The sequence below is a fragment of the Streptococcus oralis subsp. oralis genome, assembly GCF_002096455.1.
GTDB lineage: Bacteria > Bacillota > Bacilli > Lactobacillales > Streptococcaceae > Streptococcus > Streptococcus oralis_CY.
This window is the reverse complement of sequence record NZ_NCUL01000005.1, coordinates 26,038-44,931: the sequence shown is the minus strand read 5'-3', so window position 1 is coordinate 44,931 and position 18,894 is coordinate 26,038. Positions and strand designations below refer to the sequence as shown.

General features: G+C 42.4%; 14 protein-coding genes. 2 read left to right on the top strand and 12 right to left on the bottom strand.

Features of this window, described 5'->3' with window-relative positions; all coding sequences use genetic code 11:
* Window positions 1-166: 166 nt before the first annotated feature.
* From B7720_RS01720 to B7720_RS01700, 5 genes are read right to left on the bottom strand one after another with little or no spacing between them, the layout of a single operon-like run.
* On the bottom strand, window positions 167-571 hold the full coding sequence (locus B7720_RS01720; protein WP_000045700.1) for a PTS sugar transporter subunit IIA: 405 nt from the start codon (window positions 569-571) through the stop codon (window positions 167-169).
* A 3-nt stretch (window positions 572-574) separates the two neighbouring features.
* Window positions 575-1,396, bottom strand: coding sequence for a PTS system mannose/fructose/sorbose family transporter subunit IID (locus tag B7720_RS01715; protein ID WP_000185287.1), 822 nt, complete (start codon window positions 1,394-1,396; stop codon window positions 575-577).
* A complete protein-coding gene (locus B7720_RS01710) occupies window positions 1,383-2,288 on the bottom strand; it encodes a PTS mannose/fructose/sorbose/N-acetylgalactosamine transporter subunit IIC (RefSeq protein WP_000616990.1) in 906 nt (301 codons plus the stop codon). Before B7720_RS01710 ends, B7720_RS01715 begins: the two co-directional genes overlap by 14 nt.
* Window positions 2,289-2,314: 26 nt before the next feature.
* Window positions 2,315-2,791: a PTS sugar transporter subunit IIB gene (locus B7720_RS01705; RefSeq protein WP_000156968.1), complete on the bottom strand. Its 477-nt coding sequence runs from the start codon at window positions 2,789-2,791 to the stop codon at window positions 2,315-2,317.
* The gene (locus tag B7720_RS01700; RefSeq protein WP_000196619.1) at window positions 2,788-4,575 is read right to left on the bottom strand and encodes a glycoside hydrolase family 35 protein; all 1,788 of its coding nucleotides are present in this window, start codon (window positions 4,573-4,575) and stop codon (window positions 2,788-2,790) included. Before B7720_RS01700 ends, B7720_RS01705 begins: the two co-directional genes overlap by 4 nt.
* Before the next feature lie 321 nt (window positions 4,576-4,896).
* Here B7720_RS01700 and B7720_RS01695 point away from each other — a divergent pair, with 321 nt between their 5' ends.
* Window positions 4,897-5,613 carry a GntR family transcriptional regulator gene (locus tag B7720_RS01695; protein WP_001007181.1) on the top strand — a complete coding sequence of 239 codons (717 nt, stop codon included), beginning with the start codon at window positions 4,897-4,899 and terminating at the stop codon, window positions 5,611-5,613.
* A gap of 302 nt (window positions 5,614-5,915) precedes the next feature.
* A complete protein-coding gene (gene strH, locus B7720_RS01690; RefSeq protein ID WP_084856215.1) occupies window positions 5,916-9,671 on the top strand; it encodes an LPXTG-anchored beta-N-acetylhexosaminidase StrH in 3,756 nt (1,251 codons plus the stop codon).
* 56 nt (window positions 9,672-9,727) lie between these two features.
* On the opposite strand, the gene purB is transcribed toward strH, so the two are convergent.
* The 7 genes from purB to purH form a co-directional block, all read right to left on the bottom strand.
* The gene (purB, locus tag B7720_RS01685; protein ID WP_084856213.1) at window positions 9,728-11,026 is read right to left on the bottom strand and encodes an adenylosuccinate lyase; all 1,299 of its coding nucleotides are present in this window, start codon (window positions 11,024-11,026) and stop codon (window positions 9,728-9,730) included.
* A gap of 348 nt (window positions 11,027-11,374) precedes the next feature.
* Window positions 11,375-12,472, bottom strand: coding sequence for a hypothetical protein (locus tag B7720_RS01680; protein WP_239828063.1), 1,098 nt, complete (start codon window positions 12,470-12,472; stop codon window positions 11,375-11,377).
* A complete protein-coding gene (locus B7720_RS01675; protein ID WP_084856209.1) occupies window positions 12,462-14,084 on the bottom strand; it encodes a DUF3696 domain-containing protein in 1,623 nt (540 codons plus the stop codon). Before B7720_RS01675 ends, B7720_RS01680 begins: the two co-directional genes overlap by 11 nt.
* Before the next feature lie 105 nt (window positions 14,085-14,189).
* Window positions 14,190-15,281 (bottom strand): 5-(carboxyamino)imidazole ribonucleotide synthase, encoded by a 1,092-nt coding sequence (purK, locus tag B7720_RS01670; RefSeq protein ID WP_239828062.1) that lies wholly within the window; start codon window positions 15,279-15,281, stop codon window positions 14,190-14,192.
* A complete protein-coding gene (purE, locus tag B7720_RS01665; protein ID WP_000805606.1) occupies window positions 15,268-15,756 on the bottom strand; it encodes a 5-(carboxyamino)imidazole ribonucleotide mutase in 489 nt (162 codons plus the stop codon). Before purE ends, purK begins: the two co-directional genes overlap by 14 nt.
* Window positions 15,757-15,948: 192 nt before the next feature.
* Window positions 15,949-17,214, bottom strand: coding sequence for a phosphoribosylamine--glycine ligase (purD, locus tag B7720_RS01660; RefSeq protein ID WP_084856206.1), 1,266 nt, complete (start codon window positions 17,212-17,214; stop codon window positions 15,949-15,951).
* 120 nt (window positions 17,215-17,334) lie between these two features.
* On the bottom strand, window positions 17,335-18,882 hold the full coding sequence (gene purH, locus B7720_RS01655; protein ID WP_084856204.1) for a bifunctional phosphoribosylaminoimidazolecarboxamide formyltransferase/IMP cyclohydrolase: 1,548 nt from the start codon (window positions 18,880-18,882) through the stop codon (window positions 17,335-17,337).
* Between the last annotated feature and the right edge of the window lie 12 nt (window positions 18,883-18,894).

Genomic DNA, 18,894 nt, shown 5'->3' with positions numbered 1-18,894 from the left:
TCTAAGTTACATCTTATACTCAATGAAAATCAAAGAGCAAACTAGGAAGCTAGCCGCAGGTTGCTCAAAGCACTGCTTTGAGGTTGCCGGATAAGACTGACGAAGTCAGTAACATATATACGGCAAGGCGACGCTGACGTGGTTTGAATTTGATTTTCGAAGAGTATTATTCATCTTCGTCATCATCGAAGCCCGCTAACAGATCGTTGACTTTTACAATGCTTTCTGCAGCTCGGCTCTTGTAGTCCGCATCTGCGCCTGTAAGGCTGGCATTGATAAATTCAATCACCATTGGAAGATTCATTCCTGCGTAGAGTTCAATGTCGCGACCTTCCATGATCAAACGGCTTACCACGTTACATGGTGTACCACCGAGAAGGTCCGCAAAGACTAGGAAATCATCCAATCCTTCGATAGCAGCTTCAAATTTTGCAGTAAATTCTTCTGGACCATCTTCTGGAAGAAGGGCCACTGCATGAATGTTGTCCTGTGGACCCATGATCATTTCTGTGCTACCTTTAAGTTCTTCACAGAAACGACCATGACTCACCAAAATTAATGATTTACTCATAAATTATGCGCCCATTCCAAGCAAGAATTTACCGATGAATGAAAGACCTACTGCAAGAACGATAATGATACCGATCGCTTTAGTAGAGTTCATACCTTTCTTACCAAGCAACCAGAAGATAAAGGCAGTAAAGATTGCTGGAAGCAAACGTGGGAAGATTGAGTTCAAGATGTCTTGGAAGTCAATCATCTTTTCACCGATTGGCAATTTGTAAGAAATCTCAAAGTTGATCATTGTTGCTACAAGAGCACCCATCATGAAGACACCAAGTACAGATGCAGCGTCAATCAAAGCTGTCAAAGTACTTTGCATGTTGTTGATAAGGTTAACCCCTTCTTTGTAGGCAAATTCCAATTGTTTCCAACGGAAGATGTCATAAGCAACTGCAACTGCGATCCAAAGGAAGATACCCCATGGTTGGCCAGCGATAGCCATAGTTGCTGCGATAGATCCCATGATAGCAGGTACAAGTGAACCAAAGATTGTATCTCCAAGAGGAGCAAATGGTCCCATCAAACCTGTCTTGATACCGTTAACGGCATCTTTTGAACCCACACCATCTTTTTCTTCCATGGCAAGGTCAAAACCAGCGATAATAGTGTGGAAGAATGGTGAAGTATTGAAGAATTGAGTATGAACTTTCATCATTTCTTTCAATTCAGGAGTTCCATCCCCATACATTTTACGTAATTGTGGCAAGATCATGTAAAGGTAACCAGAAGCTTGCATACGTTCGTAGTTCCAACCTAATTGGAAAGTAAACAAGCTACGTTTGTTGATTTGATTAAAATCTTCTTTTGTTAGTTTGTAATTAGAATTCGTCATCTTCGATTTCCCCACTTTCTGATGGTGTAGAAGGTGCTGCTACAGCAACTTTTTGGCTGTTCTTGAAGTGAACAACTGCAAGGAAGATACCCACGATAGAGATACCGATCATAGACAATCCTTTGAAGTTGTTAACAAAGCCAATTTTTTCAGCAACTTCAGCAGGAAGAGTGCCAATGATTCCAGCAACTGCTCCACCAAGACTTGTTACGTTTGAGTAAAGAACAGTCAACATAGCTGTCAAACCGAATCCCATAGCAAGGTAGTGAAGGTTACGTTTAACTGGAAGGTAACGAAGCAAGATAGCGAATCCAAGACCTGGAAGCATACGACCTGCAAGAGTCAAACCGTCTGCAACCCATTGGTATTCTTTAACAAGGTTTACAACACCTTGTACGAATTCTCCACCGAAAGCAAGGGCGAAGAATACTGGAAGGGCACGAGAAAGAGCCCATGGAATCGCACCAAGTAGGTAGTTGCGTTCGATACCTTTGTAGTCAAAGCGTTCGATCGCAGCATCAATACGGTGTGCAAAGAAAGTAGTTGTCATACGTCCAAGAACGTCGAAGTATGTCAAAAGTGCTGCTACTGGTACAGCGATTGTTGTAATCGCAAGATCTGTATCAATACCTTGAGAGATAGAGAATGCTGTTGCAAGAACCGCACCAGAAGTTGCGTCGATACGAGAAGCACCACCGAAGGTACCAACCCCAAGAACGAACAACTGCAAGCTACCACCGATAAACAAACCAGTTGTCACATCTCCCATGATCAAACCGGTAATGAAACCAGCGAATACAGGGGAACCTGCAGATGAAACGATTGTCAACTCATCACAGATTTGATAAGCTGAGTACAAAGTGAGAAGTAAAATTTGCCACCATTGTATCATAACAATGACCTCCTAAAAATTTTTTCCTATTTTAATAAGCTCAAAAAGTCTGAAACTGGATCATTTGGAACCATTTGAGCAGTGAGTTTCACACCTTTTTCTGCTAGTTTGTGGAAGTCTTCCACATCCTTGTCTACCACGTTGATAGAACGTGTGATAGAGCGAGTTTCTGGTGTTTGAGACATATTGCCGACGTTGAGTGTTTCAAGCGGAACACCTGCTTCGACCAAACCAAGGAAACGGTCTGGTTTACGTGCAACGATAAAGAGACGTTGGCTATCGTATTTACCAGCAAGGATATTTGCTGCTGCTTTCTCAACTGGCAAGATACTGAGTTTCACACCTGGTGGTGTCGCAAGTTTCAAACCACTCTTTTCAATATCGTTGTTAACAACTTCGTCGTCTACAACCATAATGCGTGAAACATTTAGTTTTCCAGCCCAAAGATTGGCTACTTGACCGTGGATCAAACGTCCATCGATACGGCATCCTACAATTGTCATAAGTTTTCCCCCTTTATGTGTTTTAGTGTAGGTTTACGAGTTAAGTGAATCTCTTCTTTATATTCGCCCTCAGTTTCAAAGATGATGATGCGGTTAGCACCTTCCTTGAGATAACTATGAGGGATATAAAGTGAGAGGGTCGGGCCGACGTTCCAGAAACGCCCTAGGTGACGCCCGTTGACAAAGGCAACTCCCTTACCAAACTCAGACAAGTCTAAGTAGGTATCCTTCGGCTCTTCAACAGTAAAGTCGAAAGCGTAAAAGGCTGGTTGTCCTTCTGTCCATCCTTTTGAAAAATCAATCTTCTCAGGATTATCCAGTGGCAGTGGATATTGTTTCCAATTCAGTAAGAAATGTAGATCCTTGCAGACACCTGTTCGAATTCCTTTACGCTGCGTATCTGCCAAAAACTTATGTCCGTAGTTGACACGCCCCATATTTTCAATCAAGATGTCAATCTCTGAAAAGCCTTCTCGGTTGCCTTGACAGTAGATGTCTTCGCCAATCTCTGTCTGGTATTGAGTAGCAATCCATTGACCATCTACAAAGAGTTGAGCTCGGTCACGTCCATCGATGATACGGAGACGTTCCTCTTCTGCATCCCAACTTGCCTCCGTGCGGTAGAGAAGGTAGCCATAACTTTGACCAAGTTCTTCCATCGCTTTTGGATAGAGGCTTTCAGTAGGACTAGAGAGATTATCCAGGGTTTCAAACAAGGAAACTTTTTCGACCAATGGAATGGACCCTATCTCCATGCTTTCCTTATAGAGTGGTTCCAACTGTGGATACTCTGGGAAGTGGGTTGCCATCATCTTCTTGACTGCTAAGTATTTAGCAGTTGGATTTCCTTCTTCATCGAGAAGGGCATCATAGTCGTAAGATGTGACTTGCGGCAAATCCAGAGTTCCTCGAGCCGAGCAACCATTCATGAAACCAAAGTTTGTACCACCATGGAACATGTAAAGGTTGATAGAGCCTTGCTCCAATACCTCTCGAACAGCTTCTGCCAATTCTTTAGGATCACGAGTGATGATGGGTTCTTTCCAACGGTTGAACCAACCATCCCAGAATTCCATACACATGAGGGGCCATTTCTTGCCATGCTCATCAAAGAATTCCTGCATCTGTGAAAAGTTGTACGGAGCTTTAGAACCGAAGTTTCCTGTCACAAAGAGATCGTCTTCGATCAAGGTTCCGGCTTTCAGAGTAGCCCTCCATGGGCCATCTGAAGTAAAGAGTGGGCAATCAATCCCTCGGTCTTCCATCAATTTCCGAATTGCTCGTAGATAAGACTTATCTTCTCCATAAGAGCCATATTCATTTTCGACTTGCATCATAAGAATGTTTCCACCATTATCCAACAAGCGAGGCACAAGCCTTGGCAATAATTGGTCATAATAGCGAGCAACAGCCTCGATGTAGGCCGGGTCGGACGAGCGAATTCGCATGTCCTTTGTCAAGAGCCAAGCCGGCAAGCCACCAAATTCCCATTCCGCACAGATAAATGGAGACGGGCGTACAATGGCATAGAGACCTAGATCTTGTGCAATTTGAAGAAATCTCTCCAAATTTCTGGCACCTTCAAAATCAAACTCCCCTTCAACAGGTTCGTGTAAATTCCAAGCCACATAGGTCTCGACTGTATTAAAGCCAAGCGCCTTTAAGTTATAGAGAGAATGATACCAATCCTCTGCTGGAATCCTAAAATAATGAATGGCGCCGGACAAAATCTTGAACGGTTTTCCGTCTAAATAGAAATCGTCCTCAATTTTAAATCTGGTCATGTTATTACCTCTGACGAATTAAGTTTGCGCTTTCATTTATTATAATATTAACTATAATCAAATCTTTTGCATTTGTCAATAGGTTTTAGAAAATTATTTAAAATTTTTCTATTTTTTTACTTACCGTTTACCGAAATTATCTAAAAATAGCATGAAAACGATCTTTTTATGTATGATAATTCACAAGAACATCAAATGAATTTTTTTACATGTAAAATAACATTTTTAGTCTATTATTTTAATTTTTTGACCTTAATACTACTCTTTTCTTTATATTTGTGGTAAAATCAAAATTGGAGAAAGAGAATCGAGGTGAAATTTATGGCTATTCCTAAATACCAATATATTAAAGATGAATTAAAAAACAAAATCATCTCTGGTCAATTTGCAAGTGGAGATAAATTTTATACAGAAGCCGAATTGATCGCGATGTACGATGTGAGTTCAATCACAGTTGTTCGTGCCTTGAACGACCTTGCTAAAGACGGCTACATTGTCCGCCAACAAGGTAAAGGTACTTTCGTTTCACGTGCCCGTAAGCACAAACTCGTTGAGTTTTCTGATGTCGAAATCTTTGAAACAAAAGACGATAAAGTTACTGTCCTTTCTATCGAGCGCGGAAACAAACTTGAATATTTAGATAAACTTGGACTACGTGGAGATCAATTCTACTATAAGATTGAACGTATTCGTCAGACAAACGACGTGACATACATCTACCACACATCTTATATTCCTGAGCAATACATCAATGCCAACTATCCAAATCTTGACTATTATAGCTCTATCTATACACGTTTCAAATTGGATTACCGCATTCACATGAGTGATGAACATTTTGAGGAAATCAACGAAATCGCATTCCCAACACCAGAGCATGCTGCTTCTGTACTCGGAATCGATACACAATTCCCAACTGTCTTCCAAACGAAGACTACAAAACTTGAGGCCACTGGCCAAGTCCTTGCCTATAGTGAAACTTATAAGCGAGCAGACTACTACAAAATCAAATTCATCTCATGTAACCGAGGTCATTAAGAAAAAGCCTGAGCCTAGCTCAGGCTTTTTCTCTATTCATTATAGCACGAGAAAGAAGTTGTGAAAACGCTATGAAGGGCTCTTATTTAATTAGTAGCATTTTTACTAAAAACAAGTTAAATTTTCGTTTGGTTTTTCCTCTGTTTTATCCCTTATTAGCAAATTTCTCCTAAATCTTATGATTTCCTCTATTTATTATAGTTCTTATATAAACCCACTTGACATTTTACTCCTTAGATAATAAAATAAAATTGGTTTTATGTAAACGCTATCATATATGATAATAACAAGGAGGTTTTGTCATGAAACTAGAAAAGAAACAGCGCTTCTCCATCCGTAAATACGCGGTTGGGGCAGCTTCTGTACTTATAGGATTTGCTTTTAGCGCACAAGTCGTATCTGCAGATGGGATTACTCCAGCTCCAACAGCTGAAGAAACTGTTCAAACGATTCAGGAGAGTCCACAAGCAACCGAAGAAGCTGTAGACTCCAAGGTCCCAGAAAAACTGGAAGAAAAGGCTGACAAACTTGTAAAAGAGGAGGTCAAAGAAGACCAGGAGGCTCCTCGAACAGTTGCTCCAAAAACAGAAGAGTCAAGCGCACCAGTTGTGACAGAAAATGCTGCTCCAACGCCTACTGCCGAGAAAGAGAGTCCTGCCCCAGCTGAAACTCCTGCAGAAAACTCTCCTTCAGAAAAGAAAAATGAAGCAGCCACACCTGCAGTAACCACTCCTAGTACGGAACGAGCACCTCAGGTAAATGAAAAACTGGCAAAAAGAAAAATGATCTCAATCGACGCTGGACGCAAGTACTTCTCTCCAGACCAACTCAAAGAAATCATCGACAAAGCCAAACACTACGGTTATACTGATCTTCATCTACTAGTTGGAAATGACGGCATGCGTTTTATGTTGGACGACATGACGATCACAGCCAATGGTAAAACCTATGCAAGTGATGATGTCAAACGTGCGCTCGAAAATGGAACAGATGCCTACTACAAGGATCCAAATGGCAACCACTTGACAGAGAGCCAGATGACGGACTTGATTAACTATGCCAAAGATAAGGGTATCGGACTAATCCCAACCGTTAATAGCCCTGGGCACATGGATGCGATTTTGCATGCCATGAAAGAACTAGGTATCCAAAAACCGAACTTCAACTACTTTGGTAAGGAATCTGCTCGTACCGTTGACCTGGATAACAAAGAAGCTGTTGAGTTTACCAAAGCCCTGATCGACAAGTATGCTGCATACTTTGCTGGAAAAACTGATATTTTCAATATCGGACTAGACGAGTACGCCAATGATGCTACAGACGCTAAAGGCTGGAGCGTTCTTCAAGCCTATAAATGGTATCCAGAAGATGGTTTCCCAGACAAGGGTTATGATAAATTTATCGCCTACGCTAACGACCTTGCTCGCATCGTCAAATCTCACGGTCTCAAACCAATGGCCTTTAACGACGGTATCTACTATAATAGCGACACTAGCTTTGGTACTTTTGACAAAGACATCATCGTTTCAATGTGGACTGGTGGATGGGGCGGATACGACGTCGCTTCTTCTAAACTTCTAGTTGAAAAAGGCCACCAAATCCTTAATACCAACGATGCTTGGTACTACGTCCTCGGACGAAATGCCGATGGCCAAGGCTGGTACAACCTCGACCAAGGACTCAATGGTATCAAGAACACTCCAATCACTTCTGTACCAAAATCTGATGGGGCTACTATCCCGTTCATCGGGGGTATGGTAGCTGCTTGGGCGGACACCCCATCTGCACGCTATTCACCATCACGCCTCTTCAAACTCATGCGAAGCTTCGCAAATGCCAATGCTGAATACTTCGCAGCTGACTATGAGTCTGCTGAGCAAGCTCTGAAAGAAGTCCCAACAGACCTTAACCGCTATACTGCAGAAAGTGTCACAGCTGTAAAAGAAGCTGAAAAAGCCATTCGCTCACTCGATAACAACCTCAGCCGTGCCCAACAAGACACCATTGACCAAGCAATCGCGAAACTCCAAGAAGCTGTAAGCAATTTGACCTTCACACCAGAGGCTCAAAAAGAAGAAGACGCGAAACGTGAAGTTGAAAAACTTGCCAAGAACAAGGTAATCTCCATCGATGCTGGACGTAAGTACTTCACGCTCGACCAACTCAAACGTATCGTAGACAAGGCGAGCGAGCTCGGCTACTCTGATGTGCATCTTCTCCTAGGAAACGATGGACTTCGCTTCCTCCTTGATGACATGACCATCACAGCTAACGGAAAAACTTATGCAAGTGATGATGTCAAAAAGGCCATCATCGAAGGAACAAAAGCTTACTACGATGATCCAAACGGAACCACTCTTAGCCAGGCTGAAATCACTGAATTGATCGAGTACGCAAAATCAAAAGGTGTTGGACTCATCCCAGCGATCAACAGCCCAGGTCACATGGATGCCATGCTCGTTGCTATGGAAAAACTTGGAATCAAGAATCCTCAAGCCAACTTTGACAAGGTCTCCAAAACAACCATGGACCTCGAAAACGAAGAGGCGATGAACTTTGTCAAAGCCCTCATCGGCAAGTACATGGACTTCTTTGCAGGCAAAACTAAGATCTTCAACTACGGTACAGACGAATATGCCAATGATGCCACCAACGCTCAAGGCTGGTACTACCTCAAATGGTATGGACTCTATGGCAAGTTTGCTGAGTACTCTAACACTCTTGCTGCTATGGCCAAAGAAAGAGGCCTTCAACCAATGGCCTTCAACGATGGCTTCTACTACGAGGACAAGGATGATGTTGAGTTTGACAAGGATGTCATCATCTCTTACTGGTCTAAGGGATGGTGGGGTTACAACCTTGCAACGCCTCAGTACCTAGCAAGCAAAGGATATAAACTCCTCAACACCAACGGAGACTGGTACTACGTCCTAGGTAATCACAAACCAGATGAAGCCTACCCACTATCAAAAGCACTTGAAAACTCTGGCAAAGTACCATTTAACCAGCTTGCATCTACCAAGTATCCAGAAGTAGACCTTCCAACCGTCGGAAGCATGCTTGCTATCTGGGCAGATAAACCAAGTGCTGAGTACAAGGAAGAAGAAATCTTTGAACTCATGACTGCCTTTGCAGACCACAATAAAGACTACTTCCGCGCTAACTACAACGCACTCCGTGAGGAACTTGCTCAAATCCCTGCAAACTTGGATGGATACAGCAAGGAAAGCTTGGATGCCCTAAATGCAGCTAAAGAAGCTCTCAACTACAACCTTAACCGCAGCAAACAAGCCGAGTTAGACGCTCTCGTAGCCAAACTCAAGGCAGCCCGCCTAGGCCTTAAACCAGCAGCAACCCACTCAGGAAGCCTCGATGAAAACGAACTAGCTGCCAATGTTGAAACCAAACCAGAACTCATCACAAGAGCAGAAAAGATTCCATTTGAAGTTATCAAGAAGGAAAATCCGAACCTCCCAGCTGGTCAGAAAAAGATTATCACACCTGGTGTAGAGGGCGAACGCACTCATTACATCTCTGTCCTTACTGAAAATGGGAAACAAACAGAAACGGTTCTAGATAGCCAAGTAACCAAAGAACCTGTGACCCAAGTGGTTGAAATCGGTGCCCCTATTACTCACAAAGGGGATGAAAGTGGTCTTGCTCCAGCTGCCGAAGCGAAACCAAGACTGGATATCCAAGAAGAAGAGATTCCGTTCACTACCGTAACACGTGAAAATTCTCAATTACCAAAAGGACAAAGTCAAGTAGTCGTTTCCGGAGTAAATGGTCGCCGTACCGTCTTCTACTCTGTCAGCACCACTGCTGACGGCAAAGAAGAAAGAACCCTTGTCAATAGTGCGGTATCGCAGGAAGCGGTCGCTCAGGTGGTCGAAGTCGGAACTGCCGTTGAGAAAGCTGAGCAAGCTGAAACAACTACTAGCAAAGCAGATGAAAAACAACTCCCTGCAACAGGAAGTCAAGACTCTGCGGGCTTAGTCGCAGCAGGACTCATGGCCACACTAGCAGCCTACGGACTCACTAAGAGAAAAGAAGATTAATCCCTTCGATAAGCATACAAAAAAGCGAGATTAAATCTCGCTTTTTATTGTTAGGATTAATCACCGAGTCCGATACGTTCAAAGATATCATCCACTCGTTTAGTGTAGTATGCAGGGTTGAAGATTTCGTCGATTTCCTCTTGTGTAAGGCGCGATGTCACTTCTGGATCTGCTTCCAGAAGCGGTTTAAAGTCTACTTGGTTATCCCAAGAGTAGGCTGTTTTTGGTTGCACAAGGTCGTAAGCTTGCTCACGTGTCATGCCTTTTTCAATCAAGGTCAACATAGCACGTTGGCTAAAGATAAGACCAAACGTAGAGTTCATGTTGCGGATCATGTTTTCTGGGAAGACCGTCAAGTTCTTGACGATATTTCCGAAACGGTTAAGCATGTAGTCAATCAAAATGGTCGTGTCCGGTGTGATGATGCGCTCAGCTGATGAGTGAGAAATATCACGTTCGTGCCAGAGAGCGACGTTTTCATAGGCTGTCACCATGTGACCACGGATGACACGCGCCAGACCTGTCATGTTCTCAGAACCGATTGGGTTGCGTTTGTGAGGCATTGCAGATGAACCTTTTTGGCCTTTGGCAAAGAACTCTTCCACTTCGCGCTGCTCAGACTTTTGCAGACCACGGATTTCCGTTGCCATACGCTCGATGGAAGTCGCGATGCTAGCAAGAACTGCAAAGTACTCAGCGTGAAGGTCACGAGGAAGGACCTGTGTAGAGATTTCTTGGGCACGGATACCCAATTTGTCGCAGACGTATTTTTCAACGAATGGTGGAATGTTGGCAAAGTTCCCAACCGCACCAGAAATCTTACCAGCTTCTACACCAGCAGCCGCATGCTCGAAACGTTCGATATTGCGCTTCATTTCGCTGTACCAAGTGGCCAATTTAAGACCAAAAGTTGTCGGCTCAGCGTGCACACCGTGGGTACGACCCATCATGATGGTGAACTTGTGCTCCTTAGCCTTATCAGCGATGATGTTGGTGAAGTTTTCAAGGTCACGACGGATGATGTCATTGGCCTGCTTGTAGAGGTAACCATAGGCAGTATCCACCACGTCAGTAGAAGTCAAGCCATAGTGGACCCACTTGCGCTCTTCACCAAGAGTCTCAGAAACCGCACGTGTGAAGGCAACCACATCGTGACGAGTTTGCTGCTCAATCTCCAAAATACGGTCGATGTCAAAGTCCGCCTTCTCGCGAATCAAAGCCACATCTTCCTTAGGGATTTCCCCCAACTCAGCCCATGCCTCGTCAGCCAAGATTTCCACCTCAAGCCAAGCACGGTATTTATTTTCTTCACTCCAAATGTTCGCCATCTCAGGGCGAGAGTAACGGTTGATCATGATTAAGATACCAAGGGCGTATAGAAAGCGACTAAATTTTAGGAAACCAACAACGGACGCTTGCGTCCTAGGAGGTTTATCTAAATTCCGAGCTTTCCGCCCGGGTTCAGTTCTGCAAACTAGATGCCCATTCCCTTTCTTTATTTAAATTAAGAAGTCCGTAGCCGTATTCAATTTAGAGGATACGGTGCCCTTGTTCCTTTCTTTGTATATTTTACAGGAGAGAGAGGCTTTTATCCCAAGTTCAATCACTTAAACTCTCCTCTTATCTTTTTTTGCTAGTCTTAACCAATAAACAAAAGACTCTAGCCTCTCTAATTTTATAACTTTTTTATAACAATTCATGCTCTATATCTTCAAATATTGCTCATTTTTCGAAATCCCCCACGACCAGAACACTTGACTTAATTCTCTCCGAATTAATGATATGATATCACTTCCATTTAAATTAAGTTGAGAAACATTTATATCTGACATACATTTTCTTCCTAAATTAAATCTCTTATATTCCGGAAAATGAACTTCTAACGTAGAATAGAAATTCTCATAATCGTGAATTTTGTTTTGATTATTCAATCCATTACAATACCTCTCCATACCTGACTTATAGTCTAAATATTTTAGATATTCTATTAAATTCCTATTTTTTTCTATGCTACAGTATGATTGAATAAATGAATTTTTCAAGCCATTAGAGAGATATTCTGAAGGTTTTATCAGATTCTCTTTCTCATGAACCTCCAATATCATTGCTTCAAAATGATGGTAATTATAATTAGATAGTAATTTTCCCTTTCCAATAAGCAAGTTCTTGGCAGTTTCTCCGTATTCTCCACCTTCATATTTAATATCACTATCAGCTATGGCAATTGTTATTTCTTTATTCGTAGCTACTTCAGTCTCAATCCGTCTATCTATATTTCCTCCTGAGCCAGTACCTATTTTAAAACATAAAGTATCATAATACAGATTTCTTCGTTCATCTATAGAAAAATTATGTTGACCATATAATTCTCCTAGATCTTTAAAAAATATTGAATCTAAGTCATCTTCTCCTAAAATTTGTATTGGATTCTGTAAATTTAATTTATTTTTACATATATAATCTAAACTTAAATAAAGAATACCCGCCCCATTTTCTTCATAAAATTCTGTACGGCTGATTGTGATTTCAACGTATCGATTAACATACTCATACATATTCGAAGTATTCTTAAATTGATTCGTAAGCATACTTATAATTTCTTTCAATCTATCATCAACTCTCTTGTGATGTAGCAAAGAATAATATGTGTCATCCCTCTTCGGATTTTCTTTAAGACTAAGGATATTTGCATTCGACTCAACAACGTGTGCAAGGGACTTTGTAAGATATTTAAGTTGCTCCTCAGATATGCTAGCTGCAACTATTGCACTTATTATTTCTGGAGAGATACTAATCAACATTTTTTGTATCTCCTACAAAAGATATAATTGGTCCCGGCTCAAAGAAACCAACTGGCCATCCTTTTAATCGTCCTTGTTCATCAAATTTAATTTGTCTCAATTTTGCAAGTCCATTATTTTCTTTATCCTCTTCAAAGAAAACTAAATTCACATCTTCACTATTAATATTTGATTTATTTGAAATCACATGTTCTCCCAATCTATTAACAATTGTGTCGCTGTGTGTTTCAATGATTATCGAAACATCTAATTTTTCATTTTTCACTATTCGTGCAAACGAGTCAATTAAATTAGCTTGTAATGCTGGATGTAAATGTAACTCTGGCTGTTCAATAATAAGTAATGACTGGTTACTACTTACACCCCTAAAAGCTCTTCTATAACGAGTTCTTTTTATTTTAGTTTTTCGCCATAAATACAATAAGATTGGCAGTATTTGAGAATAACCAAATCCTGTATCAGCCAAATTAATAACTTGACCGGATTGAGATAAAATTAATGATAAATTAGACGAATCTTGTCTTACATCAAATTCAATTCCATCAAAATTTTTTCTTGTCCATTCTTTCCAGTCTTTTTTTTCTGATGGCTTCAAATTATATAAAATCATGGGGACATTCTCACCTTGAGAAGTAATTTCATTAAGTAGCACCCCTTGGATTCGGTAATATCTTTCCGCAGTAGCTCGAATAGGTGCTATATACTGTACTTCACTAAAGTAGTCGCTTAAATAGTCATTAATTAGATCAACGACTGAATTATAATAAACTTCTCCTATTAAACTATACAATTTAGATGTGAAATTTTGACGTTCATCAATTGTTAATCCCAAATATTTTTGATAAATCGTTTTCCAACTTTCAATCGTTTTCTCAAAATCTTTTTCAAAATTCGTATAATCTCCTAGTATTAATTTGTTCAGAATGTTTTGTATTGTATTTCTATTTGTCCTACCATCCTTAATTTTATCGAATAACCGTTCGATTTCTTTCAAACTTACTAAACCAAGTGACCTCCCGCCAAATGGAAAATTATTAGATAATTCCTCGGAGTTTTTTTTAAGATGAATCTGTGGAATTATCTCTCCAAGACGAAAATCACTTCTACTAAACAAATCACCTAATGAAGTCGGAATATTATTTATAATAAATGATTCAACCTTATATCTAGTATCATACTTTATTTGATAATTAAAGTCGAGAAACCTTATGTTAACGTGGTCAATTTTGTTTTTTTTAATAGAAAATCTTACAGTTATTTCTTTGTTAACATCTTCATAGATACTATTATTTAACGAAAGCCTACTCCATAAAAAATTATAATTAGAGAATGACTCAAAATCTTCCATAGACTGCTCAAAAGAATATTCAAATTCAATTTCATCTCGTTCCTTTGTAACACTATCTTCAAAAGAGCCAAAATCTACTAAATCTGGCGAGTACCATAAAACTGGTTCACTTCTATTAATAAATAAGCTCTGTTTCATCAAAGAAAATGATCTAGCAAAGGTACTTTTCCCAACACTATTTTTTCCTAAAAGAACTGTGAGTGGAGAAATTTTTATCTCACCAGTATCACTTAACGCTCTCAAGTTTGTAATTTTAACTTTCATATTTTTCTCACTCCAAATTTTACTATTCTGTCTTTTTTTAATTAAAATAATAATTTTTCAGTTCGCCGTAGCTAAAAACAAATAATCTTATAACGCTAGAAGTTCTTAATATTGTTTCTCACAACCAAACTCAACCACACTATCCGGCACATCACTAAACAAAGTCACATGTCCCATCTTGCGGTTGTGCTTCGCTTCTATTTTACCATACAGGTGGAGGTGGGCGCTTGGATTTTCTGCGACATATTTCTCAGCGGCCTCGACATGCTGACCGAGAACATTGAGCATCACAGCAGGCGCATGTAGTTTGATAGCTGGCAATGGTGCTCCAAGAACACCCAAGATATGGGTGTCAAATTGTGAGAAGTCGCAGGCTTCGATAGAGTAGTGCCCAGAGTTGTGTGGACGTGGCGCAATTTCATTGACAATGATGTCGTCAGCAGTCGCAAACATTTCCACGCACAGCGTTCCAGACAAGTTGAGTTGCTCAGCGATTCTCACGGCCATAGCTTTTGCTTTTTCAGCTAGACTTTCTGAAATGCGAGCTGGGACAATGGTCTTAGACAGGATATTGTTGCGGTGGATATTTTCCTGAACCGGAAAAACTGTCACGTCCTTGCCATTACCAGACACGATGACTGAAATCTCAAGGTCAAAGTTGACAAATTCTTCCAAGACACAGTCTGCAGAATCAGCCAGCGCATAGGCTTCTTCCAAATCTTCTGCTGAGCGAATGACCTTTTGCCCATGCCCATCGTAGCCACCTGTCGCAGTCTTGAGGACATAGTTTTTAGAAAGGTCAATATCTGCCAAATCTTGATTTGAAGTCACAACCTTGTAGGGTGCCACAGTGACTTGAGCCTTATTTGAAAGAAAGTCCTTTTCAAAAATGCGATTTTGAGAAATGCGAAGGAGATCTGTTCCTTGAGGGAGTTGTCCATCCTTGATGACAGCATCCAAGCCGTCAGCATCGACATTTTCAAATTCATAGGTGAGGACATCGCAACGCTCAGCCAACTGATGGAGGGCAGCCACATCGTTATAAGGAGCCACGACGATCTCCGCCACGCGAGAGGCTGGGCAATCCTCCGCAGGATCCAGCGCGATAACCTTGTGCCCCATGTAGATAGCAGAAATGGCCATCATCTGACCCAGCTGACCACCACCGATAATTCCGATTGTTTTAGATGAGCTCATTTGTTGACTCCTCTGCGATTTTTCCTTGCTCTTCTGCGAAATCTGCCAATGCTGTCGCGATAGCCTGATCTTCTACTGAGAGAAGACGGAGGGCAAAGAGGGCAGCATTGGTCGCACCTGCCTCACCGATAGCCATTGTCGCAACAGGCACGCCACCTGGCATCTGTACGATAGAGTAGAGCGAATCCACGCCACTAAGAGCGCGCGATTTGACCGGTACACCGATGACAGGAAGGGTTGTTTTGGCTGCGACCATTCCTGGCAAATGGGCTGCGCCACCTGCACCTGCGATAATGACCTTGATACCGCGACTACGAGCTTCCTCCGCATGTCTGAACATGAGGTCTGGTGTGCGGTGGGCAGAAACAACTTTCTTTTCGTAGGCTACGCCGAAGCGATCTAGAACTTCTGCTGTTTTTTGCATGGTTGCCCAGTCGGATTTTGAGCCCATAATAATGGAAATTACTGGTTTCATTTCTTCTCCTTTTTTAATAATCGTCTAATGTAGTGCGGACGTAAGCGACCGCCTATGGCGTTCCATTACTAAAACTGGAGCCTGAGTCTCCAGTTTTCCGCTCCTAGTAGCTTTGCTACTAGGAGTTCCACTACTGCGACCATTATCTTACTTTGGCTCGCTTTGGCTCGCCATTGACAAATTTAGTATCTGTTAATCTTTTATAGCCTTGCTTCCGATATCTCTTCGGTAAAAGAGGCCTTCTGTGTTTTGTTGGGAGAGTTCTTGGTAGATGGTTTCTTGGGCTTCTTTCACGGTGTCTGCTGTGGTAACTAGCATATAAACTCGTCCGCCGTTGGATAGCAGTGCTCTGCTATTTTCCGCAAACTTAGCCCCTGCATAGTAGGTAATGATGTCGTCTTCGGTCTTGGCTGGAAGCTTGACGCCTTTTTCATAGTCTAGCGGGTAGCCCTTGGATGCGACAACCACACCCAGAGTCACGCCCTTGTCCGTCCACGTGATGTTCGGCTCCTTGCTATCGAGAATATCCGTGATATTTTGCGCAAAGTCAGATGTCAAACGAGGCAGGATAATCTGAGTTTCGGGATCTCCAAATCGAGCGTTGAACTCGATGACCTTCGGACCGTCAGCAGTCAAAATAAGTCCCGCGTAAAGGACACCAAGATACGGACGACCTTCTTTGATCATCCCTTCAAGGACTGGCTTGACAATGGTGTCAACCGCTGTGTCAACCACGCTCTGTGGCAAGTGAGGAACTGGCGCATAAGCTCCCATACCGCCCGTGTTAGGGCCCTTGTCGCCGTCATAGGCACGTTTATGGTCCTGAGCCGTTGGCATGATGTAGAACTTGTCCCCATTGACAAAGGCAAAGAGAGAGAACTCTTCTCCGTCAAGGAATTCCTCGATGACCACTCGCGCCCCCGAGTCACCGAACTTATTGTCTAAGAGCATCTCGTGAGCGGCTTCGACCGCTTGTTCAACTGTCTCAGCAACGACAACACCTTTCCCAAGAGCCAAGCCATCCGCCTTGACGACGATTGGAGCACCTTTCTCCTCGATATAAGCCTTGGCCTCCTCGAAATCTGAAAATGTGCCATAGGCTGCTGTCGGAACGTCATATTTGACCATGATTTCCTTAGCAAAATCCTTGGACCACTCCAGCTCCGCTGCAGCCCTAGTCGGACCAAAAGTCTTGAGCCCAGCTTTGTTAAAATCATCCACGATACCAGCAGCAAGGGCATCATCTGGCCCGATGAAGGTCCAAGCAATATCGTTGGCCTTTGCAAACTCAATTAACTTAGAATGTTCGGAAATAGCGATGTTTGCCAATTCCAGACCATCCAAAGTCATCCCGTCATTTCCAGGAGCTACAAAGACATTTTCAACGTCTTTTGATTCAAGCAACTTCTTAGCAATCGCATGTTCACGACCACCCGAACCGACAACTAACAGCTTCATCTCTCAACCTCTTTTGCGAATTATTTACCAATATTATACCATAAACGTTCGTTTTAATCTTGTTTCACTTAGCATTTTAAGCCAAAAAAGGAAAGAAACTGTTTTCTTCCCTTTCGTTTTTTAATGTCTAAAATGCCTCACGCCTGTGAAGACCATGGTCAAGCCATATTTATCCGCAGCTTCGATGGATTCTTGGTCACGTACTGATCCACCCGGCTGGATGATGGCCTTAATTCCTGCCTTGGCGATTTCTTCCACGTTATCCGCAAATGGGAAGAAGGCATCTGAAGCAAGAACAGCACCGTTAAGACAATCTTTAGCTTGGTCAATAGCGATGCGGACTGAAGCCACACGATTGGTTTGACCTGGCCCAACACCAAGTGTCATGTGGTCGTTGGTGATGATGATACCGTTCGATTTGACGTACTTGATAGCCTTCCAAGCGAACTCAAGGGCTGTCGCTTCTGTCTCGGTTGGCTGGCGTTTGGTCACCACTTGCCAGTCAGTCGGGCTTTCTTTGACCACGTCTTGGTTTTGCACAAGAAGTCCACCTACTACACCTGTGTACTCTGCTTCCACTTCACTGGCCTCTTGAGCGTCAAATGGCAAGGCAAGGATGCGCAAGTTTTTCTTTTTGTTTGTCAAAATAGCTAGCGCTTCATCCGTATAGCTTGGTGCGATGATGATTTCGAGGAAGACACCGTGCATTTTTTGAGCTGTCGCAGCATCCACCTCACGGTTAAGGACGACAATTCCACCAAAGATAGACACTGGGTCAGATTCATAAGCGTAGTCCCAAGCTGTTTCAATGTTGTCAGCCTGACCGATTCCACATGGGTTCATGTGTTTGAGAGCCACAACAGTTGGACGGTCTTTGAAATCACGGATGATACGGATAGCTGCATCCGCATCACGGATATTGTTAAAGGACAATTCTTTCCCGTTTAGCTGTTTAGCGGATGCAATGGAGTATTCCGTAGGAAGAGCTTTTTGGTAGAAGTCTGCATCTTGTTGAGGGTTTTCACCGTAACGCATGGGTTGCTTGAGGTCATAGGTCAAAGTGAGTTTTTCTGGTTTTGCTTCACCCACTTGAGCTGTGAAGTATTCTGCAATCAAGGCATCATAAGCTGCTGTGTGACGGAAAACCTTAGCTGCCAAACGTTGACGCGTTTCGTAAGTCGTTTCATCATTGGCTGACAACTCGTCCAAAACCACTGCATAGTCAGCAGGGTCTACCACAACCGTTACGCTAGCGTGGTTTTTAGCTGCTGAACGAAGCATGGATGGCCCCCCGATATCGATATTTTCAACTGCGTCAGCGTACGTCACGTCTGGTTTGAGGATTGTTTCCTTGAAAGGATAGAGGTTGACCACTACAAGGTCGATAAGCTCGATCTTATTGTCCTTAGCCGCCTCAAGGTGGCTATCGAGATCACGACGAGCGAGGAGCCCACCATGGATATTTGGGTGAAGGGTCTTGACACGACCGTCCATCATTTCTGGGAAGCCCGTCACATCATCAATTGCAATGGTCTCCACCCCAGCATTGTCAAGGGCAACTTTGGTACCACCTGTTGAGATAATCTCCCAACCAAGTTTTTTAAGTTCTTGGGCAAATTCAACAATGCCCGCTTTGTCTGAGACGCTGATTAAGGCGCGTTTAGTCATGTTATTTCCTTT